Here is a 20,992-nt window from a genome sequence, read left to right as displayed (position 1 = left end):
TCACGCCTGCTTCGGCTCGCCCTTCTTCTTCGGCACCAGCCACCACTGCATCCACCGGGTCAACCGGGGCGCCACGATCCAGGTCATGCAGATCACGATCAGTGCCACGTTGATCGCGGTGCCCACCAGGAAGGGCAGCCCGATCCGGTTCCAGATCGGGGTCAGGAAGTAGATGAACAGCGACGCCAGCGGCCAGATCCCCATCCAGGTGACCACCGCCATCCGGGCCCGCGGCGGCTTCATCGACGCGGGCACCACCGGGCCCTCGAACCAGGCCTCCAGGCCGGACAGCCGGCGGTGTTCCGGCTCACCCTCGGCGTGGGCCTTCATCTGCTGCAGAATCGCGTGCCGGTCGGCCGAGTCGTCCCACTCGGCCAGCTGGGCCTCGGAATCCCAGTTCACCACCACCTGGTAGTCACCCCCCGGTTCGGCCGGCGGGATCAGCTCGGCGGCGCAGAAACCGGGATGCTTCTTCATCAGGGCGAACATCTCGCGCACGTCGTCCTCGTACGCCTCCTCCTGGCCGGGCAACGCGCGCCGACGCGCGATCCGGGTGACCGCGGGCGGCTTCTGGGCGGGCTCAGTCATCGTTGTCCTCTTCGTCGGTTTCCTGGTCATCAATGGCCCCGGTGTCGATCGCGATGCCGGCCGCCGCCCATTCGGCGGTGACCTCCGGAATCCGGTCGGGGGAGACCGCGGCGGTCAACGGCAGCAGGACGGTGGTCGCGTACCCCGCCTCGGCCGCGTCCAGCGCGGTCGCCCGGACACAGTGATCGGTCGCGATCCCACACACGTCGACCGCGGTGACCCCGTGGTCGCGCAACCAGGCGTCCAGGGACTGCCCGACCACGGTCCCGCCCGGCGCACCGACCCCCTCGAAACCGCTGTACGCCGCGGCGTACTGCCCCTTCTCGAACTCCGCGGCGAAGTCGCGCCGGACCAGGTTGTCGTGGAACTGCGCACCGGGGGAGCCGGCCACACAGTGCGGCGGCCAACTGTCGACGAAGTCGGGGTCGGCGGAGAAATGGTCACCGGGATCGATGTGGTGGTCCCGGGTGGCGACCACCTGGTCGTAACCGTGGTCGCTGCCCAACAGTTCGGAAATGGCGGCGGCGACCGCGGCGCCGCCGGTGACCGCGAGGGAACCGCCCTCGCAGAAGTCGCGTTGCACGTCGACGACGATCAGGGCTCGGCTCATGCTTCGGCTCCGGGGTAGTGGGCGTCCTCGCCCAGGTACAGCGTCGGGATGACCGGCTCCCCGCGCGACATCTTCATCGCGCTCGGCGGCAGCTCGGCGAAGGAGGCCCGGTGGCGCTCCCGGGCGGCCTCCAGATCGGTGCGGCCGACGATCCGGCCGTCGCGGACCAGTTCGACCATCAGTTCGCGGTCGTTGCGGTCGGCGTCGGGGCGCAGGTCCACCCCGACCAGTTCGGCCTCCGCCCGGCCGGCCTCGTCGATCCGCCGGACGGCGTACTTGCGGCCGCCGACGGTCGCCTTGTTCTTCGACCGCTTCGCCACCGGCTGCAGCGGCCCGGCGGGATCGTCCCCGGAACGGGCAACCATCTTGTAGACCATCCCGCAGGTCGGATGCCCCGACCCGGTGACCAGATTGGTGCCGACCCCGTAGCCGTCGACCGGCGCGTTCGCCAGCGCGGCCAACTGCCATTCGTCGAGGTCGGAGGTCACGATGATCCGGGTCCTGGTGGCACCCAGGGAGTCCAGCAGGACGCGTACCTCGCGGGCCTGCGCCAGCAGATCACCGGAGTCCAGCCGGACCGCGCCGATCCGGCCCTCGGTCAGCCGGACCGCGGTGCGGACGGCCTGCTCCACGTCGTAGGTGTCCACCAGCAGCGTGGTCTCCTCCCCGAGCACCGCCAACTGTGCGGCGAAGGCCTCCTCCTCGGTGTCGTGCAGCAGGGTGAAGGCGTGCGCCGCGGTCCCCGCGGTCGGGATGCCGTGCCGGCGGCCGGCCTCCAGGTTCGAGGTCGACCCGAACCCGGCCACGTACGCCGCCCGCGCGGCAGCCACCGCCGACTCCTCGTTGGTCCGCCGCGAGCCCATCTCGATGCACGGACGCCCATTGGCCATCGCGATCATCCGGGACGCCGCCGAGGCCACCGCGGAGTCGTAGTTGTAGATCGACAGCAGCACCGTCTCCAGCACGACCGCCTCGGCGAAGGATCCCTCGACCACCAGCAGGGGCGACCCCGGGAAGTAGATCTCGCCCTCGGGATAGCCCCAGATCGAGCCGGTGAAGCGGTACCCGGACAGCCAGTGGGCGGTGTCGTCGCTGATCACCCGGCGTTCGGTCAGGAAGCCGAGTTCGTCCTCGGTGAACCGGAACGCCTCGATGGCGTCGAGGGCGCGGCCCACCCCGGCGACCACGCCGTAGCGGCGGCCCTCAGGCAGCCGGCGCCCGAACAGGTCGAAGATGGTGCGTCGCTCGGCGGTGCCGGCGCGCCGGGCCGCCTCGATCATGGTCAGCTCGTACTGGTCGGTCAACAGGGCAGTGCTGGGGTACGAATGGCTCACGTGCACATTATTGACGTTGGGTGGCTGGGCTTGTCCGCGGTGCGGCATAAAATGGCGGCCATGTTTGGATCGGGCAGGTGTGGTGCGATGGCGCCGAGGGCAATGGCGTCCGAACAGGAGGGCGGGGTGACCCCTGCCGGCGGCACGGCGATCGCCGAGCGGCCCGCCGACGCCGAACTCGATCACACACCCTGGGTCACGATCGTGTGGGACGATCCGGTGAACCTGATGTCCTATGTCACCCACGTGTTCGTGACCTACTTCCACTACTCCCGGCAGAAGGCGGAGCGGTTGATGCTCGAGGTCCACAATGACGGCAAGGCGATCGTCTCCTCCGGCGGCCGCGAGCAGATGGAGCGGGACTGTACCGCGATGCACGAGTTCGGCCTGTGGGCCACCCTCGACCGGGCGGAGTGAGTGTGAAGAAGTTCAAGCGACGCGGCCGGCTGCTGCAGTGCCGATTCAGCGAGTACGAGGTGAAGCTGCTGGATTCGCTGGTCGACCAGCTCAGTGAACTGATCCGGGTCGGGATGCCCGAGCCGGCCGCGCCCGGAACCCCCGCCACGGCCGATCCGTTCGCGCTGTGGGAGCGGGATCTGACGGCCGAACCGGCCGATCCCGAGCCGCTGGAGGATCCGGTGCTGCAACGCCTGTTTCCCAATGCGTACCCCCATGACCCGGAGGCCGCCCACGACTTCCGGCGGTTCACCGAGCACGATCAGCGCACCCGCAAGCTCGCCGACGCCGACGTGGTCCGCGATCACCTGGCCGCCACCGAGGGAGGCCGGTATCCGGTCCAGATCGATGAGACCGCAACCCAGGCGTGGCTGCGTACGCTGACCGCGGTCCGGCTGGCGGTGGCCACCCGGCTGGGGGTCACCGACGCCGACTCGCTGGACGAACTGGCCCAGTTGCGCGACGACGATCCGCGGTCCTACCTGTTGTCGGTCTACGAATGGCTCGGCTATTGCCAGGAGTCCCTGCTCGAGGCTCTGTGACCGAGTGTGAGTCAGGTCGCACCAGGTTTGGTTAGCCAAACCTGAATCCGGGCGTACCCTGAGCAAGTGGGAAACAACTCCAGCGGGTCGCCGATGACCCTGCGCAGCGCCCCGGCGGACCGGACACTGCACCTGCTTGCGTGTCACGCCGATCCCGCGGTCGCGCGACGGCTGGCCGCCCTGGGCGTACGCCGGGGCGTACAATTGCGGCTGCTGCGACGCACCGCAGGTGGCGGTGGGATCGTGTTGGCCGCCGGTGGTCGACTGGCCCTGGGCCGGGAGTTGTTGGACGCGCTCGAGGTGGAGGAAGTCGTCGATGACGCAGAGTGACGCGCTGCCGATCAAGGTCGGGTCGGTCCCCAACTGCCACAGCCCGGGACCCGGCGTCGACGCCGGCCCGGACGCGCCGGTGATCGCTCTGGTGGGTGCCCCGAATGCGGGCAAATCGACCCTGTTCAATGCCCTGACCGGGGCGAATGTCACGATGGGCAACTGGCCGGGGACCACCGTGGAGGTGGCTCGGGGAGCGTGGCGACCCACCGTCGACCACGACTGTGCCGCGCAGGGCTGCACCTGCACCGAGAACTGCTCCTGCCCGGCCACCGAGACCGCCGGCTGGACCCTGCTCGACCTGCCCGGCGCGTACAGCCTGGATCCGATCTCCCCCGATGAGGCCCTGACCCGGGCCCTGCTGGTGGACTGTCCGCCGGCCGAGCGCCCCGATCTGGTCGTGGTGACCGCCGACGCGGCGAACCTGACCCGCAGCCTCTACCTGCCCGCCCAACTGCGCGAGCACCGGCTCCGCGTGGTGCTGGCGCTGACGATGGGCGACGTCGCCGCGCAACGGGGGATCACCGTCGACACCGCGGCCCTGAGCCGGGCGATCGGCTGCCCGGTGCTCATGATCGACCCGCGGCGCCGCAACGGGATGGGCGAACTGGCCCAGGTGATTGCCGATCAACTGCGCCGACCCGTGCCGGCCCCGCGGAGCCGGGATCTGTCGGTCACCGAGGACGGCGCCGAGCCCGACGAGTTGGACATCGACGACGAGCGGTTCGCCTGGATCGAGGAGGTCGTGGCGCAGTCCACGCACCATGCCGATCCGGGCCGGCGGACCTGGAGCGACCGGGTGGATCGCTGGGCGACCGCCCCGGTGATCGGCCCGGTGCTGTTCCTGCTGGTGATGTGGTGCGTCTTCCAGATCACCACCACCGTCGCCGCGCCGATCCAGGACGCGCTGAGCGGGCTGTTCAGCGGACCGATCTCCGACGGCGCCGGCTGGCTGCTGACCCAGATCGGGCTCGGCGACACCTGGGTGCGCGGGCTGATCGTGGACGGCCTGATCGCCGGGGTCGGAATGGTGCTGACCTTCGTCCCGCTGATGACTCTGATGTTCGTCCTGCTGGCGATCCTGGAGGACTCGGGCTACCTGGCCCGCGCGGCGGTGGTGACCGATCGGGTGATGCGCGCGGTCGGGCTGCCCGGCCGGGCGTTCCTGCCGCTGATCGTCGGCTTCGGCTGCAATGTGCCGGCGATCAGTGCGACCCGGATCCTGCCGGACGCGAAACATCGGCTGCTGACCGCGCTGCTGGTGCCGTTCACCTCCTGTTCGGCCCGGCTGACGGTGTATGTGCTGGTCGCGACGACCTTCTTCGGCCAGTACGCCGGCACGGTGGTGTTCGCGATGTACCTGATCTCGATCCTGTTCGTGGTCGGAGTCGGGCTGCTGCTGAAGAACACCGTGTGGCGCACGATGGGGGCCAGCCCGTTGGTGATCGACCTGCCGGCGTACCACTGGCCGACCGCGCGGATCACCGCCGCGGTCACCTGGCAGCGGCTGAAGGGCTTCCTGAAGACCGCGTCGGGAATCATCGTGGTCGCGGTCTGCGTCGTGTGGGCGCTGCAGGCGATCCCGGCCCGCGGGGGCGCCGACTTCGGCCAGGTCGCGGTGGAGGATTCGGCGTACGGCGTGGCCGCCCAGGCGATCGCCCCGGTGTTCGAGCCGACCGGGTTCGGCTCCTGGCAGACCACCTCGGCCCTGGTGGTCGGCTTCATGGCCAAGGAGGCGGTGATCTCCTCGTGGGCCCAGACGTACGCCGTCAGCGACCCCACCACCGGCGGTTCGGCCGCCGATCTGGGCACCCAGATCATCGCCAGCTTCACCGAATCCTCCGGGGGCCACCCCTACCCGGCGGTCTGGGCGTTCCTGATCTTCCTGCTCGCCTACACCCCGTGCGTGGCCACCCTGGCCGCCCAGAAACGGGAGATCGGCCTGAAATGGACCCTGTTCGGGATCGCGGTCCAGTTGTCCCTGGCATGGCTGGTGGCGACCGCGGTCTTCCAGATCGGTCGGGTGTTCTGGTGAGCGGCGGACCGCTGCGGCAGGTGCTGACCGCGTTCACCGACGGAGCCCGCACCGTCCCCGAGGTGATGGAGCGCACCGGCCTGCCCGCCGATGTGGTGCGGGCCGGGGTCGACCATCTGGTCCGCACCGGCCGGATGGAACTCGGCGCGCTGACCGGCGGGTGCGCCGGCGGCGGCTGCGGATCCTGCCCCCAGGGCTCCGGCGGCGAGCCCGGGTGCGGTACCTCCGGACCGGTCCTGGTGACCCTGAAGGTACGCGGCCGGTAAGCTTCGCCGGTGACGTTTTCCTCGCGCAATCCGAATGCCGACGCCCCGATCGGGATCTTCGATTCCGGTTTCGGTGGGCTCACCGTGGCCCGGGCCGTGGTCGACCAGATGCCGAACGAGGACATCATCTATCTGGGTGATTCCGCCCGCGCCCCCTACGGGGAACTTCCGCTGGCCTCGGTCCGCGAGTACGCCCTGGAGTGCCTGGACTACCTGGCCGCGCAGGGGGTGAAGGCGCTGGTGATCGCCTGCAACTCCGCCTCCTCCGCGGTGCTGCGGGACGCCCGCGAACGCTACTCGGTGCCGGTGGTCGACGTGATCCTGCCGGCCGCCCGGCGGACCGCCTCGGCGACCCGGGGCGGCCAGGTCGGCGTCATCTGCACCGAGGCGACCGCGAACTCCCGCGCCTACGACGACGCGTTCGTGGCGAACCCGCAGATCACCCTGCACACCCAGGCCTGCCCGGAGTTCGTCGAGTACGTGGAGGCCGGCATCACCGGCGGGCCGGACCTGCTCGCGGTCGCCCAGGACTACCTGGCCCCGCTGCAGGACGACAACATCGACACCCTCATCCTCGGCTGTACGCACTACCCGCTGCTGACCGGCGTGATCTCCTACGTGCTCGGCGACACGGTGACCCTGGTGAGTTCGGCCGATGAGTGCGCCAAGGCCACCTACGCCCGGCTGACCCGGCTGAATCTGCTGCACCCCGGTCCGCGGGAATCCCGGCATCGGTTCTTCACCACCGGCAACCCCGAGCGCTTCGAGCGGCTGGGCCGCCGGCTGATCGGGGGCCTGGTCGCCGATGTCGAGCAGTTCTCGGCGCTGAACCCGGCGTGGAAGGACTGAGCCGGCGATGGAACTGCTTGTACTCGGCTGCAGCGGCTCGGCCTGCGGGCCGGAATCGGCGGCCAGTAGCTATCTGGTGCGTCACGACGGCTTCGGGCTGCTGCTGGATTTCGGTCCCGGCGCCTTCGGGGCGCTGCACCGCTGGGCCGACCCGACCCTGGTGGATGCGATCGCGCTGTCGCATCTGCATCCGGATCACTGCCTGGACCTGTGTGCCTGGAATGTCGGGGCGCAGTATTCGCCGACCGCGCCGTGGCCGGTGGTGCCGGTGTACGGCCCGGCCGGGACCGCGGAGCGGCTCGCCCGGGCGTACGAACCGGAGCCGGGCGGGCAGTCGCCGTGGCGCTGTGAGTTCCGGACCTGGGCGGGGTCGCAGCAGATCGGCCCGTTCACCGTCCGCACCGCCGCGGTGCCGCACTCCGCCGAGGCGTACGCGATCCGGGTCGAGGCGGCCGGACACTCGCTGACCTACTCCGGGGACACCGGGCCGAGCACCGCCCTGGTCGACCTGGCCCACGGAACCGATCTGCTGCTGGCCGAGGCCTCCTTCACCCATGCCGAGGACCTGCCGGCCGGGATCCACCTGTCGGCGCGCCAGGCCGCCGAACACGCTGCCGCCGCCGGTGCCGGGCAACTGGTGCTGACCCATATTCCGCTGTGGCAGGATCCGCAGGCGCAGGCCGCCGAGGCCGCCCCGCATTTCGCCGGGCCCCAGCAGTTGGCCCGGCCCGGGCTGCGGATCGATATCGCCTAGGCTTGGCGACCATGACGCGTGTCGATGGACGAAGCAACGATCAACTGCGACCGGTGACCATCACCAGGAACTGGCTGGACCACGCCGAGGGCTCCTGTCTGATCGAGTTCGGCGCGACCCGCGTCCTGGTCGCCGCCTCGGTCACCGAAGGGGTGCCGCGCTGGCGCAAGGGCTCCGGGCTGGGCTGGGTGACCGCCGAGTACGCGATGCTGCCGCGGGCCACCAACACCCGGTCGGACCGGGAATCGGTCAAGGGGCGGATCGGCGGCCGGACCCATGAGATCTCCCGGCTGATCGGCCGCAGCCTGCGGGCGGTGCTGGACTACCAGGCGCTGGGGGAGAACACGATCTTGCTCGACTGCGACGTGCTGCAGGCCGACGGCGGCACCCGGACCGCCGCGATCACCGGTGCCTACGTGGCCCTGCACGATGCGGTGAGCTACCTGCGCGAACAGAACCTGCTGGCCGGGGAGCCGCTGAAGGATTCGGTGCAGGCGATCTCGGTCGGCCTGGTCGGCGGTACGCCGCTGCTCGATCTGGCCTACAGCGAGGACTCCGTCGCCGACACCGACATGAACATCGTCACCGCCGGCTCGGGCAGCTTCATCGAGATCCAGGGCACCGCCGAGGGCGAACCCTTCGACCGGGACCTGCTCAATCAGCTGCTCGACCTGGGTGTGCAGGGCTGCACCGAACTCGCCGCCAAGCAGCGCGAAGTGCTGGGGATCGCCGAATGACCCGGCTGCTCGCCGCGACCAACAATGCCAAGAAGCTGACCGAGCTGCGCCGGGTGCTGGCCGGGCACGGCATCGACGTGCTGGCGCTGGCCGATGTGGCGCCCTATCCGGAGCCCGCCGAAACCGGACGCACCTTCATCGACAACGCGCTGCTCAAGGCCCGTGAGGCGGTCGCCCGGACCGGGCTGCCCGCGGTCGCCGACGACTCGGGCCTGTGCGTGGAGATCCTGAACCAGATGCCCGGCGTCCGCTCCGCGCGCTGGGCCGGTCCGCAGGCCAACGACGAGGCGAACAACGAGCTGCTGCTGCGGCAGTTGGCCGATGTGCCGACCGAGCAGCGGCAGGCCACGTTCCGGTGTGCGCTGGCGCTGGTGCTGCCGGATGGGACCGAGCGGGTCACCGAGGGCGTCATGCCGGGTCGGATCGCGGCGCAGCCGAGCGGGAGCCAGGGGTTCGGGTACGATCCGATCTTTGTCGCCGACGGGCAGGCCGTGAGCAACGGCGTACTGGCTCCGGCGGCCAAGGATGCGATCAGCCACCGGGGCAAGGCGGTGCGGGCGATGGTCCCGCAGATCGTGGAGTTGCTGGGCGCGGGCCCGGCGTAGGGGAGAGGCATGCAGCAATATCTGGAGCTGATCGAGCGAGTGCTCGCCGAGGGCGTACGCAAGGATGACCGCACCGGCACCGGAACCCTGTCGGTGTTCGGGCATCAGATGCGGTTCGATCTGGCCGACGGGTTCCCGTTGCTGACCACCAAGAAGCTGCACACCCGCTCGATCTTCGGGGAGTTGCTGTGGTTCCTGCGCGGGGAGTCGAACCTGGCGTACCTGCATGAGAACAAGATCTCGATCTGGGACGAGTGGGCCGATGCCGACGGTGAACTCGGGCCGATCTACGGGGTTCAGTGGCGCTCCTGGCCCACCCCGGACGGCGGGTCGGTGGACCAGATCAAGCAGGTGACCGAGTCGATCCGCAACAACCCCGACTCCCGGCGGCACATCGTGTCGGCCTGGAACGTCGGCGAACTGGGCGAGATGGCGTTGCCGCCGTGTCACGCGTTCTTCCAGTTCTACGTGGCCGAGGGGCGGTTGAGCTGTCAGATGTACCAGCGCTCGGCCGACATCTTCCTCGGGGTGCCGTTCAACATCGCCTCCTACGCGGCACTGATCCACATGGTGGCGCAGGTGACCGACCTGCAGCCGGGGGAGTTCGTGCACACCCTGGGGGACGCCCACATCTACCTGAATCACCTCGAGCAGGTGGAGATCCAGCGGACCCGCACCCCGCGGCCGCTGCCGCAGTTGCGGCTGAATCCGGCACGACGCGATATCGACGCCTTCGAACTGGGTGACTTCGAGGTGCTGAACTACGACCCCTGGCCGGGGATCAAGGCCCCGATCGCGGTATGACCGGGACGGCCGGCCGGCCGGAGATCAGGGCGATCGCGGCGGTCACCCGGAACGGGGTGATCGGCGCCGACGGCGACCTGGTGTGGCGCAATCGGGAGGATTTTGCGCGGCTGAAGCAGCTCACGATGGGTGGGGTGCTGGTGATGGGCCGCAAGAACTACGAGTCGATCGGACGTCCGTTGCCGGGCCGGGAGTCGTACGTGGTCACCCGGAACCCGGACTGGTCGGCGGCGGGCGTACGCACGTTCGCCTCGGTGGACGCGGCACTGGATGCGGCCGTGGCGACCGGCCGGGACGTGTGGGTGTTCGGCGGAGGAGAGATCTACGCGGCCGCGTGGGCGCGGACGACGTGGTTGGAGATCACCGAGGTGGACCTGGCGGTGCCCGGGGATGTGTATTTCCCCCGGATCGATCCGGCGTACTGGCAGGAGGTCGCCCGGGAGCAGCGCGTGGGCTTCTCCTGGGTGACCTACCGGCGTACGGCCGCGGAGGCCTGACTCAGCTCAGGTCGAGGCGGTATTCGCCCTCGATGCGCCGGTCGGTCGGGTTGGGCCGGTTGCGGCGGGTAGCGACCCAGCCGAGTGCCTCGTAGACCCAGATGGCGCGGATGTTGTCGGCGTGCACCCACAGGACGGCTTCGGTGAAGCCGCTCTCGCGGAGCATGTCGGGCAGCGCGACCAGCATCCGGCGCGCCCAGCCCTCGCCCCAGTGCCCCGGGGCGACACCCATGAAGCGCAGTTCGGCGCGGGTCGCCGGGGCGCCCTCCTCCTGGCTCGGGGACAGCGCCATGAAGGCCAGGGTCGGATTCTCCGACTCCTCGGCGTAGTCGCTGTCCTCCTCGGTCACCGTGAGGGCGACCAGGAAGGAGCGATCAGAATCGTCGAGGACGCGCTGGATGAGCGGTGCGGCCTGAGACAGTTCGACCTGGTCGATGTCGGCGACTTCGGCATCACGCTTGGTCGTCGCCAGCGCCCAGATCTCTGCGGCCCGCTTCGCAACGTCTGCATCCCGGGTCTTGACGATTTTCATCGCCACTCCTTTCGCGAGTACTGATCGGGCTCAAGGTATCGCATCCGGGGCCGCCGTCCGCACCCGCTCCACGAATGGCCAGGAGGGGTTCAGGCCCCGTTCAGGCCTGCTTCTTGCGATTGTGTTGCGCAAGCAGCGCCATCGCGACGGCGATCGCTCCGCACGCGGTCATGATGATGCCCAGAGGCCAGGCCGAACCTTCGCCGCCGAGGCCGACCAGGGCGCTGGTCAGCCCGCCCACGGTGAACTGCACGGTGCCGAGTACCGCCGATGCCAGGCCGCTGCCGGAGGTCACCGAGGCCATCGCCAGGGCGGTGCTGTTGCCGAGGACCAGACCGAGCGCGGAGATGCCGATGAACAGCGGGATCACCAGCGCAACCGGCGGGAGGCCGCTGAAGGCGATCACGGTGAAGGCGATGGCTGCCAGGACGTGGATCCCGATGCCCACGCGCATCAGCTTCGCGGGGCCGACGCTGCCGGCCAGGCGGGACGCGAGGAGGGTGCAGCCCAGCATGCCGAGGGCATTCAGGCCGAAGGTGAGGGCGTACGCGATCTCGGACAACCCGATCAGGGTCTGGTAGATGAACGGGGAGGCGGCGATGTAGGCCAGCAGTGATCCGAAGGACACCGCGTGGATCACGGTGTGGGTGAGGAAGCCCCGGTTCGCCAGTGCCTTCCAGCCACTGTCCGCACTGGCTGCGGATCGGCCGCGGGCCTCGGCGGGGAGGCTCTCCGGCAGGGTCACCACGGTCAGGATCAGGGTGACCAGGCCGATGCCGGCCACCACCGCCAGCAGCCCCCGCCAGCCGATGGAGGGGGCGAGCAGGCCGCCCAGCACCGGCGCGATCGCCGGCGCGATTCCAGCCATCGCCATCAGCACGTTCAGCGTGCGGGTGGCAGCCAGGCCGCTGAGTCGATCAGTGACGATGGTGCGGGAAAGCACCGACGCGGCAGCGCCACTGAGACCCTGCAGGACGCGGAGCACGATCAACATGGTGGCGCTCGTGGCGAAGGTGGCCGCGACGCCGAACACGACATAGAGGGTCAGGCCGATCAACAGCGGCCCACGCCGGCCGACGCGGTCGGACAACGGGCCGAACACCAATTGGCCGACGGCGGCACCGACCAGGAAGGCCGACAGCGACAGTTGGACGGCACTGGCCGAGGTCGACAGGTCGGTCATCATGGCGGGGAAGGTGGGCAGGTACAGGTCGGTCGCCAGCGGGAGGCCGAGGGTGAGCAGGCCCAGGGTAAGGAGGGCGAGAGGGGTGAATTTCGTCGATCCGGAGGTGGTCGTATTGGCGGCAGGCTCGGCCGTCGCGACTTTAGCTATAGACATATAGCTACCGTAGCATAGCTAATGTAGGATAGGAACTATGAGTGATGAGGAGACCCGGGAGCGACTGGTGGCCGATGCCGCAGTCGCAATGATGGGCGTGTCGCGCCGGCTCAGTGAGCGTGGCTTCCATGCCGACCGGGTGCGGTCGGAACTGTCGCCGCAGGACACGTTGATCCTGCGGTTGCTGCAGGAGTCGCCGGGGAGTACGCCGAAACAGATCGGCGAACGTTTGGGGCTGCGGACGAGCAATACCAGCGCTGCGTTGCGCTCGCTGGAGGAGCGGGATCTGATTCGTCGGGAACCCGATGCCACCGATGGCCGGATCGTGCACGTCTACCATTCCGAGGCCGCCGGGTCGGCACTGCGGCGGATTCGCCGAGAAATGGCGGACATCCTCGCGCCGATCGACCTCACCAATGCCGAACTCGAGCGGCTGGTTGCGGCCTGCAAACAGATCCTGGATCGAGACTAGGCCGCAGCGGCCGGTGTTGTGCCGAAGAAGGGACTCGAACCCTCACGCGCAAGCGCACAGGAACCTAAATCCTGCGTGTCTACCAATTCCACCACTTCGGCCGAGTAGCGGAACCAGTGTAGGGCCCGCCGTGGGACCGGCCCGCAGGGCGTTCAGAAGCCCAGATCGCGGCGCAGCCGGTTGACGTGCCCGGTGGCCTTGACGTTGTACTGGGCAACCTCGATGGTGCCGGTGCCGTCGGCGGCCACGTCGACGACGAAGGTGGAGCGGATGACTCCCTCGACGACCTTGCCGTACAGCTTCTTCTCCCCGAAGGCGCCGTACGCCCGCAGGGTCTGCTTCTCCGGGTCGGACAGCAGCGGGAAGGCGATGTTCTGCTTGTCCCGGAAGCGGGCCAGCTTCTCGGGGGCGTCGGGGGAGATGCCGATGATGTCCAGGCCGGCAGCGCCGAACTCGCCGATCGAGGCGGTGAAATCGATCGCCTGGGTGGTGCACCCGGGGGTCATCGCGGCGGGGTAGAAGTAGACCACGACACGCCGGCCGGCGTAATCGCTCAGCTTCACCTGGTTCCCGTCGGCATCGGTCAGCTCGAAAGCAGGGGCCGGGTCACCGGCGGAGAGGCGTTCAGTCATGACGGGAATCCTATAGGCTGAGCCGCAGTCGAGGGTCGCGATGGACGACCGTGTGGTTTGGGAGGACCTGTGGCTGACAACAGCACTCGCAGTAAGGCACAGATCGAGGCGGACGTCGCGGCGACCCGGGCGCGTCTGGCAGCGAACGTTCAGGATCTGGTCGATCAGGTGCACCCACAGAACCTGAAACGGCAGGCCATGGCCGACGCGAAGTCCTTCGCGCAGACCGAATTCGACAATGCGAAGGCCCAGTTCGTCGGGCCGGACGGCCTGCGGATGGATCGAATCGCGATGATCGGCGGCGCCATCGCCAGTGTGGTCACCCTGGTGCTGGTGCTGCGCGCCATCGTCGGCGGCGGCAAGAAGGGTTCGGCGTGAGCGATGCCGTGGGCGACGACTCGCTGCCGATCCGGATGCTGCACGACCGCGTGCTGGTGTCCACCGAGGGGGAGAGCGGCGAGCGTCGCTCCGGCGGCGGGATCGTGATCCCGGCGACGGTGGCGATCGGCAAGCGGTTGGCCTGGGCCAAGGTGATCGCCGTGGGCGCGAACGTGCGTACGGTCACCGAGGGCGACCGGGTCCTGTACGACCCGACCGAGAAGGCCGAGGTGGAAGTGCGCGGCAAGGACTATGTCCTGCTGCGGGAGCGTGACCTGCACGCGGTGGCGGCCGAACGGCTGTCCGAGGGGCATACCGGCCTCTACCTGTAGTGCCGCGCGGACCGAGCCGGGGTGGTCCCGATTCGGTCCGCGTGGGCCACTCCGGTATGATTCGTTGAGTTGGCAAATGCGAGATATCGCGCGGACGGGAAGCCGTCCGGGGGAGCTCGATTTGCCAGCCGGCGCAGAGATGGGTAATGTTTTCTCTCGCGCGCACCGCTAGCTCAACTGGCAGAGCAGCTGACTCTTAATCAGCGGGTTCAGGGTTCGAGTCCCTGGCGGTGTACTGATAGCAACGGTTTGCGCCTTGCTGCACACGTCTGGGAACAGGCCGTCGAGATGATCGGCGGCCTGTTCCCGTTTCCGGCACGCGTACGCCGACCCCGCCCCTACCGACCCACCTCGACGGCCGGATCGAACCGAGGCAGCCGCGGCGGCCGGCGCAGATCCGCCGACCCGGCCAGGGTCCCATCGGGTGCAATGTGCGAGAACATGTGGTCGATCACCGACAAAATGTGCGGGTCCTCCACCCGGTAGAGCTGCCGGCGCCCTTCTCGCCGGGCCGTGACGATCCCGGCCGCACGCAACTTCGCCAGGTGTTGACTGGCCGCCGGCACATTCGTCCCCGACAGTTCCGCGAGCGTGGACACGTCGTACTCCCCGGAGGCCAGGAGCCACACGAGGTGGAGCCGGTTTGGAGCCGAGAGCATCTGGAAGGTCGCGGCTGCGGCGGCAAGCTGAGGTTCGGTGACGGTTCGGTGCTCCGGGTTCGGTTCCATGTCTCCATCATCCAATAATCTGATGTTTGCGCAAGCGTTTGAATGTCGCTAGTCTCAACTTTGCCGGCCATCACCCCGCGAGCTGAGGAGGTGAACGGCTCACCCGCTGCCGCGCCGAGGGACTGAGGTTACCTGCGCGGCTTTCGTCGCGACCACGAGGAGACCGTGATGGCTTCACTGCGCCCGGGAACCTTCACCAACCACGACGCCTCGCTGCGCGCCCGCAGCCACTTCGCCGCCGACGCGATCGTGCTGGTCGCCGTTGCCGTGATCTTCTGGCTGCTGATCCAGCTCTCCCACGGGATCAGCGAGCCCTTCAACCGGGTCTCGGCTCCCTCGACGGTCTCGACCGACCCGGCCAACCTGCCGTACTACGCCGCGCGTTCCCTGCTCCGCATGTTCGCCGCACTCGCCGTCTCGACGATCTTCACCTTCATCTACGCCACCGCTGCCGCCCGACTGCGGCGAGCGGAGAAGATCCTCCTGCCGCTGCTGGACGTGCTGCAGTCCGTGCCCATTCTCGGCTTCCTGTCCATCACGCTGTCGATCTGGCTGACGCTGTTCCCCGGCACCGAACTCGGCGTGGAGTGCGCGAGCGTGTTCGCGATCTTCACCAGCCAGGCCTGGAACATGACCTTCGCGTTCTACCAGTCGCTGATCACCCAGCCACGAGACCTGGACGAGGCAGCCCGACTGCTGCGGCTGACGAAATGGCAGCGCTTCTGGCAGCTCGATGTGCCCAACGGGATGATCCCCCTGATCTGGAACGGGATGATGAGCTTCGGCGGCGGCTGGTTCTTCCTGATCGCCTCCGAGGTCATCTCGGTCAACAACCACGTGTACGCGCTGCCGGGAATCGGCGCCTACGTTGCCGCGGCTTCCCGGCAACAGGAGATCGGCCGGCTGCTGCTGGCGATCCTCGTGATGATCGTCATGGTCGTGGGTGTCAACTTTGTCTTCTGGCGTCCCCTCACCGCCTGGGCGGAGCGGTTCCGTACCGGGGACACCGAAGCCGTCGAGCAGCAGCACAGCGTCGTCCTCGACCTGGTCCGTCGCTCGGTCGTCCCGGCCATGGTCGCCCGCGTACTGCGCCCGGTCGGTGCCGGACTGGACTGGGCGACCCGGCCGCTCGGTCGCGCCGACCGGCCACTGCGGGTCAATCAGGCCCGCCGGCGGGCCGGGGATATTGCCTTCCTGGTCATCGTGTTGGCGCTGATCGCCCTCGGTCTGGCGCGCATGCTCGGCTACATCTCCGACCACACCGGCCTGGCTCAGTTCGGCGTCGCTGCCGGTCTCGGGCTCATCACCTTCGCCCGCGTCGTGGTCCTGCTCATTGTCAGCACCGCGATCTGGGTGCCGATCGGCGTCTGGATCGGGTTGAGCCCGAAGGTGACCCGGTTCGCTCAACCGATCGTTCAGGTCTTGGCATCCTTTCCGGCGAACTTCCTGTTCCCGTTCATCACCATGGCGCTCATCGCGACCGGGATCAGCCTGAACATCGGCGGCATCTTCCTGATGGCCCTGGGTGCCCAGTGGTACATCCTGTTCAACGTCATCGCCGGGGCGTCCGCCATCCCGAACGACCTGCGCGAGGCCGCGACCAACCTGCGCCTGAACCGCCGGCAGAAGTGGCGCTACCTGTACGGCCCGGCGATCTTCGCCTCCTGGGTCACCGGCGGCATCACCGCAGCCGGCGGCGCCTGGAACGCCTCGATCGTCGCGGAGGTCGTCTCCTACGGAGACACCACCCTCACCGCATCCGGCCTCGGCGCCTACATCGCCCAATCCACCGCCGAGGGCGACTTCGCCAAGACGCTGGTCGGGGTGACCGTGATGAGCATCTTCGTCGTCGGGCTGAACCGCTTCTTCTGGCGCCGGCTCTACAGCTATGCCGAACGCCGCTTCTCGCTCACCTGAGCATCCTGACCACATCCATTGATGAGAGGACGTGAACCGTCATGACCGCGACCGTTGCCACCACGCGCACCGCACTGATCGAGGCCGAGCACATCAGCAAGTCTTTCCCTTCCGCCGATGGCTCGACCCTGCACGTCCTCGACGACGTGTCGGTGACGCTCCACGAGGGGGAGGTGGTGGCCTTGCTGGGCAAGTCGGGCTCCGGCAAATCCACGCTGCTGCGTACCTTCGCCGGTCTCATCGCCCCGACCACCGGCGAGGTCCGCTACCGCGGCAAGGTCCTCAACGGTGCCAATCCGGGCGCGGCGATGGTGTTCCAGTCCTTCGCGCTGATGCCCTGGCTGACCGTTCAGGACAATGTCGAGCTCGGCCTGCGGGCGGCCGGCGTACCCGAGCAGGAACGCCACCGGCGCGCACTGGAGGCAATCGACCAGATCGGCCTCGACGGTTTCGAGACCGCCTATCCCCGGGAACTCTCCGGCGGGATGCGTCAGCGCGTCGGCTTCGCCCGTGCCCTGGTGCTCCAGCCCGACGTGCTGATGATGGACGAGCCCTTCTCCGCCCTGGATGTCCTGACCAGCGAGAACCTGCGTAACGAACTCATCTCCCTGTGGTCCACCCCCGGCTTCCCGACCAAGTGCATCTGCATCGTCACCCACAACATCGAGGAGGCCGTGCTGCTCGCCGATCGGGTGCTGGTGCTCGGGTCCAATCCCGGCCACATCATGGCCGAGGTGCCGATCCTGCTGCCGCGCCCGAGGGACCGGCGCAGCCCTACCTTCGAGACGGCCGTGGACCGGCTCTATGCCATCCTCACCGGCCGCGATGAGAAGTCGGCCGCCGCGCGGGCCGCCGCCCCCGGGCCCTTGACCCATCCGCTGCCGGACGCCAGCGTCGGCGGGCTCGCCGGTCTGGTGGAAATCGTGTACGCCCACGGCGGCCAGGCAGACCTCCCCGACCTCGCCGACGAACTCTCCTTCGAGGTGGACGATCTGCTGCCGCTGGTCGACGCCGCACGGATGCTGGGGCTGCTCGAGGTGGAAGGGGCGCAGGCGTTCCTCACTGACGTCGGACGCGCGTGGTACACCGCCGACATCCAGCGCTCCAAGGAAATGTTCGCAACTCTCGCCGTGGAACACGCTCCGCTGGTGAAGACCATCGTCAAGGCGTTGGAGAACAGCGAGGACGGCGCCCTGCGCGACGACTTCTTCCGCGATCTGCTGCGCCGCGGGTACAACGCCGAGGACACCGAGAAGCAACTCGACATCGCCATTGACTGGGGGCGCTACGGCGAACTGTTCGACTACGACGCCAACCCCGGCGAACTGGTCCTGTCCGAAGTCGCCGCCTCGCTCATCCCGACGCTGATGGACGGCGACGCCGAGAGCTGACCCGGGGAGGTGAGGCTTCCCTCAGGTGGGGGTTCGACGCGTAGGCTGGATGGTCAGGCGTACCGGAAACTCCTCAGGAGGAATCATGATGAACGCGCCGGCCACCGTCACCTCGTGTGCGACGACTGCATGTGCTTTCAACTCCGACGGCTGTACGGCGTTCGCCGTCACCATCGGTGGAAATCAGGATCGTGCTTCCTGCAGCACCTTCATCACCCTGGATGCCCGGGGCGGCCTGCCGGTCGCCGGGGGCAAGGTCGGTGCGTGCCAGCGCATCGAGTGCACCCACAACGACGATCTGATGTGCGGACTGGAAGCCATCAGTGTGGGGGCCGACACCGCGGACTGCCTCAACTACGAAATCGGCTGACAGTCCGGGGCCGCGTGGTCACGCCTCGGGTGCCCAGGCGTACGGCGTGACCTCGTGGGTACGCAGGAAGTCGACGGCCAGGGCCACCTCGGCGGCGCTGCTGACCGGCTCGGGGAACTCGATGGCGATCGTCCGCAGCGTGTGCTCGCCGACGTGGAGGACCGTCACCGAATCGGCGGTCACGTCGACGGGGTAGGTGTGTCCGGCGTGCAGCGCGCTGTGCGGTCCGGCCGGGGCCTCGTTCAGGATCTCCCCGGCGACGATCCCCAGGGTCACCCCTTCGGCCAGCTTGGTCAGGACGCCCTCGCCGGCGACCATCACCGCGTCGATCGCGTCCAGCGACTCCCACGCCGAGGGGAAGATCCGCTGCGTCGGCAGGGTCGCCGGATCCAGCCGGGAGACCCCGCTCGGTCCGTGCAGCAGCAGCCGCTCGACGGTCAACTCCGCCAGCACGACCTGATCGCTGCCCAGGGCCAGGTCGAACTCCCAGTTCAACTCCGCAAGCTCCGCGGCGGGATCGAGGGTGCGCAGCGTACCGAGGGCGTGCACGTCGGCGGTCTGGATCCGTACGCTCGGCAACTCCGCCAGCTTCTCCACGTGCAGGCGCACCGCGAGCGCGTGCCACTGTGATCCGAGGATCGTGGTCAGGTCCGCCGGCAGATGCAGGGCGACCAGGATCCGCCCGTCCGGGGTGCGATCATGCGCGAGGACACTGAGCGCGGGGGCCGCGGGCTCGGCATAGGCATGCACAACGGCACGGCCGGCGCCCTGCAGCAGGCGTGCGGCCAACTGGGCCGGCGGGGTGAGGTCGTCGCCCTGGGGGTCACTGGAGAATCCGACCACGAGGGGTCCTTTCAACTCTGAATGGATTGGACTAGGTTAAAGTTCGCGGCGGCTGTGACCAAATCGTTAATCCCGCGTGGCGGAACATTGCCGCTGAGGTTTCGGTCACGCGAACTCACCAGAGAAGGATAGCTTAGGCTTACCTAATCTCAAGAACTGAGGGAGTGCGAATGGGATCGTCCGAGGCAGGGTTGCGGGAGCGGTTGATCGGGGCCTGGAAGCTCGTCTCGTGGCAGGATCTGCCCGAGGATGGATCGGAGCCCTTCGAGCCGCTCGGATCCGATCCGCACGGCATCATCATGTACACCCCCGATGGCTACATGTCCGCGCAGATCTCGCTGCCGGATCGGCCGCAGTTTGCCTCGGGGGAGTGGTTCTCCGCCACGGATGCGGAGTTCCGGGCCGAAGCCACCACTTATATGGCCTACACGGGTCCGTATCGGGTCGACGAGGAGGCCGGGACGCTGCACCACAGCATGTTCATCTCGCTGTTCCCGAACTGGGTCGGGCAGACTCAGCAGCGCCTGGTCGAGATCGACGGCGACCTGCTGCGGCTGGGATCGGTCGACTCACTCATTTCCCGCGGCAAGGTGGTCCAGTCGAAGCTGGTGTGGCGCCGGGCCGAGCCGAACTGAATCGCAGGCGATCGCTCAGCGGGGCTGCCACAGCGGCCGGGAGGGGTCCCAGGCGGACACGCGCTGCGTCAACCCGGAGCGGACCCGGGGCCAGTCGTCGATGATGACGGAATACACCGCGGCGTCGCGCCAGGTACCGTCCGCGCGGCGTTTGTCCCGGCGCGTGATCCCCTCGAAGGTCGCCCCGAGGCCCGCGATCGCGGCCCGCGAGCGGGTGTTGAGTACGTCGGACTGCAGCTTCACCCGGCCCCAGCCGTGGTCGAACGCCATTCCCAGCAACAGCAGCTTGGTCTCGGCGTTGACGACGGTGCCCCAGACCTCGCGGGCGTACGCGGTCCAGCCCAGGTGGAGGCGCTCGGCGACGGGGTCGAACTCGCTCAGGGTGGATGTGCCGACCGGTCGGCCGTCGGGCAGGCGAACCAGCCAGGGGCGCTCCTGGCTCAGGGCGTAGCCCCGCAGTAGTTCGGTGAACTCCGCGGGGTCGGTCCGGGTGGCCGCCGGTCCGCCGGCCCAGCCGCCGGCGAAAGTCTCGGGCCGGGCGAGCACCGGGCCGAGTTCGGCGATGTTGGCTTCGGTCAGCGGTTCGAGGCGTACGTAGCGACCCGCGAGGGGTTCGGCGGCCGGGATTCGGGGCTCTGGCATGCGGAAATAGTGCCACGGTGGGGCCGATGTGTGATTTTTGTCGGTGGGGTCGGTTTGAATGGGAACATGGGTTCGATAACAGCTCCACCTGGGTACGCCGAGGCCGCGGCGGCGCTGCGGCATGTTCATGAGCAGGAGAGCGCGATCGAGGTCGCGAAGCTGATCGCGGTGGCCGCGATGTGTGATCGGTATCGGGTCGATGACTCGGTGATTGTGGCGGGGTGTGAAGAGACCATGGTCTACGGCGCCGATGGCACCCCCGCCCTGGGCGCGTTCCTGTCCCTGGAAGTCGCGGGGATTCTCCAGGTCAGCGACAAGACCGCCGGCACGTTGATCGCTGAAACCCTGAACCTGCGGCACCGCCACCCGTTGTT

General features: G+C 68.6%; 28 protein-coding genes and 2 tRNA genes. 20 read left to right on the top strand and 10 right to left on the bottom strand.

Translation table 11 applies throughout. The annotated features are described in order from the left end of the window. The 3 genes from G531_RS0100150 to G531_RS0100140 are packed head-to-tail and all read right to left on the bottom strand — an operon-like array spanning nucleotide 1 to nucleotide 2,532. Complete coding sequence (locus tag G531_RS0100150; RefSeq protein WP_026925695.1) at nucleotides 1-588, bottom strand: antibiotic biosynthesis monooxygenase; 588 nt, start codon at nucleotides 586-588, stop codon at nucleotides 1-3. Further along, on the bottom strand, nucleotides 581-1,198 hold the full coding sequence (locus tag G531_RS0100145; RefSeq protein ID WP_026925694.1) for an isochorismatase family protein: 618 nt from the start codon (nucleotides 1,196-1,198) through the stop codon (nucleotides 581-583). The genes G531_RS0100150 and G531_RS0100145 overlap by 8 nt, the downstream gene beginning before the upstream one ends. Further along, a complete protein-coding gene (locus G531_RS0100140; protein WP_035756578.1) occupies nucleotides 1,195-2,532 on the bottom strand; it encodes a nicotinate phosphoribosyltransferase in 1,338 nt (445 codons plus the stop codon). The genes G531_RS0100145 and G531_RS0100140 overlap by 4 nt, the downstream gene beginning before the upstream one ends. Before the next feature lie 102 nt (nucleotides 2,533-2,634). Here G531_RS0100140 and clpS point away from each other — a divergent pair, with 102 nt between their 5' ends. From clpS to G531_RS0100085, 11 genes are all read left to right on the top strand, one after another. Continuing rightward, the gene (gene clpS / locus G531_RS0100135) at nucleotides 2,635-2,949 is read left to right on the top strand and encodes an ATP-dependent Clp protease adapter ClpS (protein WP_051214812.1); all 315 of its coding nucleotides are present in this window, start codon (nucleotides 2,635-2,637) and stop codon (nucleotides 2,947-2,949) included. Between the two features lie 2 nt (nucleotides 2,950-2,951). After that, the gene (locus G531_RS0100130; RefSeq protein WP_162143124.1) at nucleotides 2,952-3,530 is read left to right on the top strand and encodes a DUF2017 domain-containing protein; all 579 of its coding nucleotides are present in this window, start codon (nucleotides 2,952-2,954) and stop codon (nucleotides 3,528-3,530) included. Nucleotides 3,531-3,596: 66 nt separating this feature from the next. Then, entirely contained in the window at nucleotides 3,597-3,860 is a 264-nt protein-coding gene (locus tag G531_RS19340; RefSeq protein ID WP_145978727.1) for a FeoA family protein, read from the top strand. Beyond that, nucleotides 3,847-5,895 carry a ferrous iron transport protein B gene (feoB, locus tag G531_RS0100120; protein ID WP_081683689.1) on the top strand — a complete coding sequence of 683 codons (2,049 nt, stop codon included), beginning with the start codon at nucleotides 3,847-3,849 and terminating at the stop codon, nucleotides 5,893-5,895. The genes G531_RS19340 and feoB overlap by 14 nt, the downstream gene beginning before the upstream one ends. Then, the gene (locus tag G531_RS0100115; protein WP_026925689.1) at nucleotides 5,892-6,161 is read left to right on the top strand and encodes a hypothetical protein; all 270 of its coding nucleotides are present in this window, start codon (nucleotides 5,892-5,894) and stop codon (nucleotides 6,159-6,161) included. Before feoB ends, G531_RS0100115 begins: the two co-directional genes overlap by 4 nt. 9 nt (nucleotides 6,162-6,170) lie before the next feature. Further along, a complete protein-coding gene (gene murI, locus G531_RS0100110) occupies nucleotides 6,171-7,010 on the top strand; it encodes a glutamate racemase (protein ID WP_026925688.1) in 840 nt (279 codons plus the stop codon). A 7-nt stretch (nucleotides 7,011-7,017) separates the two neighbouring features. Beyond that, nucleotides 7,018-7,764, top strand: coding sequence for an MBL fold metallo-hydrolase (locus G531_RS0100105; RefSeq protein ID WP_026925687.1), 747 nt, complete (start codon nucleotides 7,018-7,020; stop codon nucleotides 7,762-7,764). Between the two features lie 11 nt (nucleotides 7,765-7,775). Then, nucleotides 7,776-8,501, top strand: coding sequence for a ribonuclease PH (gene rph / locus G531_RS0100100; protein WP_026925686.1), 726 nt, complete (start codon nucleotides 7,776-7,778; stop codon nucleotides 8,499-8,501). Then, nucleotides 8,498-9,106 (top strand): RdgB/HAM1 family non-canonical purine NTP pyrophosphatase, encoded by a 609-nt coding sequence (gene rdgB, locus G531_RS0100095; protein ID WP_026925685.1) that lies wholly within the window; start codon nucleotides 8,498-8,500, stop codon nucleotides 9,104-9,106. Before rph ends, rdgB begins: the two co-directional genes overlap by 4 nt. 9 nt (nucleotides 9,107-9,115) lie before the next feature. Then, the gene (locus G531_RS0100090) at nucleotides 9,116-9,910 is read left to right on the top strand and encodes a thymidylate synthase (protein WP_026925684.1); all 795 of its coding nucleotides are present in this window, start codon (nucleotides 9,116-9,118) and stop codon (nucleotides 9,908-9,910) included. After that, nucleotides 9,907-10,407, top strand: coding sequence for a dihydrofolate reductase (locus G531_RS0100085; protein WP_035756573.1), 501 nt, complete (start codon nucleotides 9,907-9,909; stop codon nucleotides 10,405-10,407). The genes G531_RS0100090 and G531_RS0100085 overlap by 4 nt, the downstream gene beginning before the upstream one ends. A 1-nt stretch (nucleotide 10,408) precedes the next feature. Here G531_RS0100085 and G531_RS24165 read toward each other — a convergent pair whose 3' ends face one another. Both G531_RS24165 and G531_RS19330 read right to left on the bottom strand, forming a co-directional pair. Continuing rightward, nucleotides 10,409-10,939 carry a GNAT family N-acetyltransferase gene (locus tag G531_RS24165; RefSeq protein WP_026925682.1) on the bottom strand — a complete coding sequence of 177 codons (531 nt, stop codon included), beginning with the start codon at nucleotides 10,937-10,939 and terminating at the stop codon, nucleotides 10,409-10,411. Between the two features lie 100 nt (nucleotides 10,940-11,039). Further along, complete coding sequence (locus G531_RS19330) at nucleotides 11,040-12,278, bottom strand: multidrug effflux MFS transporter (RefSeq protein ID WP_035756571.1); 1,239 nt, start codon at nucleotides 12,276-12,278, stop codon at nucleotides 11,040-11,042. Between the two features lie 37 nt (nucleotides 12,279-12,315). On the opposite strand from G531_RS19330, the gene G531_RS19325 reads away from it, so the two are divergent. Next, the gene (locus G531_RS19325) at nucleotides 12,316-12,750 is read left to right on the top strand and encodes a MarR family winged helix-turn-helix transcriptional regulator (RefSeq protein WP_051214810.1); all 435 of its coding nucleotides are present in this window, start codon (nucleotides 12,316-12,318) and stop codon (nucleotides 12,748-12,750) included. 19 nt (nucleotides 12,751-12,769) lie between these two features. Here G531_RS19325 and G531_RS0100065 read toward each other — a convergent pair. After that, nucleotides 12,770-12,851 (bottom strand) — tRNA-Leu (locus tag G531_RS0100065). Between the two features lie 51 nt (nucleotides 12,852-12,902). Then, a complete protein-coding gene (gene bcp / locus G531_RS0100060; RefSeq protein WP_026925681.1) occupies nucleotides 12,903-13,382 on the bottom strand; it encodes a thioredoxin-dependent thiol peroxidase in 480 nt (159 codons plus the stop codon). A gap of 69 nt (nucleotides 13,383-13,451) precedes the next feature. Between bcp and G531_RS19320 the strand changes: the two genes are divergently transcribed. From G531_RS19320 to G531_RS0100045, 3 genes are all read left to right on the top strand, one after another. Then, nucleotides 13,452-13,760 (top strand): DUF3618 domain-containing protein, encoded by a 309-nt coding sequence (locus G531_RS19320; protein ID WP_035756568.1) that lies wholly within the window; start codon nucleotides 13,452-13,454, stop codon nucleotides 13,758-13,760. 35 nt (nucleotides 13,761-13,795) lie between these two features. Then, entirely contained in the window at nucleotides 13,796-14,092 is a 297-nt protein-coding gene (locus tag G531_RS0100050) for a GroES family chaperonin (RefSeq protein WP_051214870.1), read from the top strand. Between the two features lie 162 nt (nucleotides 14,093-14,254). Further along, nucleotides 14,255-14,327 (top strand) — tRNA-Lys (locus G531_RS0100045). Between the two features lie 103 nt (nucleotides 14,328-14,430). Here G531_RS0100045 and G531_RS0100040 read toward each other — a convergent pair. After that, nucleotides 14,431-14,820 (bottom strand): ArsR/SmtB family transcription factor, encoded by a 390-nt coding sequence (locus G531_RS0100040; RefSeq protein ID WP_026925679.1) that lies wholly within the window; start codon nucleotides 14,818-14,820, stop codon nucleotides 14,431-14,433. Between the two features lie 168 nt (nucleotides 14,821-14,988). Between G531_RS0100040 and G531_RS0100035 the strand changes: the two genes are divergently transcribed. From G531_RS0100035 to G531_RS0100025, 3 genes are all read left to right on the top strand, one after another. Next, nucleotides 14,989-16,737, top strand: coding sequence for an ABC transporter permease (locus G531_RS0100035; RefSeq protein WP_026925678.1), 1,749 nt, complete (start codon nucleotides 14,989-14,991; stop codon nucleotides 16,735-16,737). 41 nt (nucleotides 16,738-16,778) lie between these two features. After that, nucleotides 16,779-18,128, top strand: coding sequence for an ABC transporter ATP-binding protein (locus G531_RS0100030; RefSeq protein WP_026925677.1), 1,350 nt, complete (start codon nucleotides 16,779-16,781; stop codon nucleotides 18,126-18,128). A gap of 88 nt (nucleotides 18,129-18,216) precedes the next feature. After that, nucleotides 18,217-18,498, top strand: coding sequence for a DUF1540 domain-containing protein (locus tag G531_RS0100025; RefSeq protein WP_026925676.1), 282 nt, complete (start codon nucleotides 18,217-18,219; stop codon nucleotides 18,496-18,498). Between the two features lie 18 nt (nucleotides 18,499-18,516). On the opposite strand, the gene G531_RS0100020 is transcribed toward G531_RS0100025, so the two are convergent. After that, nucleotides 18,517-19,341 (bottom strand): hypothetical protein, encoded by an 825-nt coding sequence (locus G531_RS0100020; protein WP_026925675.1) that lies wholly within the window; start codon nucleotides 19,339-19,341, stop codon nucleotides 18,517-18,519. Between the two features lie 170 nt (nucleotides 19,342-19,511). Here G531_RS0100020 and G531_RS0100015 point away from each other — a divergent pair, with 170 nt between their 5' ends. Continuing rightward, the gene (locus tag G531_RS0100015) at nucleotides 19,512-19,976 is read left to right on the top strand and encodes a lipocalin-like domain-containing protein (protein ID WP_026925674.1); all 465 of its coding nucleotides are present in this window, start codon (nucleotides 19,512-19,514) and stop codon (nucleotides 19,974-19,976) included. A 15-nt stretch (nucleotides 19,977-19,991) separates the two neighbouring features. On the opposite strand, the gene G531_RS19315 is transcribed toward G531_RS0100015, so the two are convergent. Then, on the bottom strand, nucleotides 19,992-20,618 hold the full coding sequence (locus tag G531_RS19315; RefSeq protein ID WP_035756563.1) for a GNAT family N-acetyltransferase: 627 nt from the start codon (nucleotides 20,616-20,618) through the stop codon (nucleotides 19,992-19,994). Nucleotides 20,619-20,684: 66 nt separating this feature from the next. On the opposite strand from G531_RS19315, the gene G531_RS19310 reads away from it, so the two are divergent. After that, a partial coding sequence (locus G531_RS19310) for a hypothetical protein (protein ID WP_035756560.1) occupies nucleotides 20,685-20,992 on the top strand: 308 nt, incomplete at its 3' end.

It is taken from the genome of Granulicoccus phenolivorans DSM 17626 = NBRC 107789 = JCM 15570 (genome assembly GCF_000423085.1).
GTDB lineage: Bacteria > Actinomycetota > Actinomycetes > Propionibacteriales > Propionibacteriaceae > Granulicoccus > Granulicoccus phenolivorans.
Note: the sequence above shows the minus strand (reverse complement) of the source record. Positions and strands in the feature narration are given on the sequence as shown.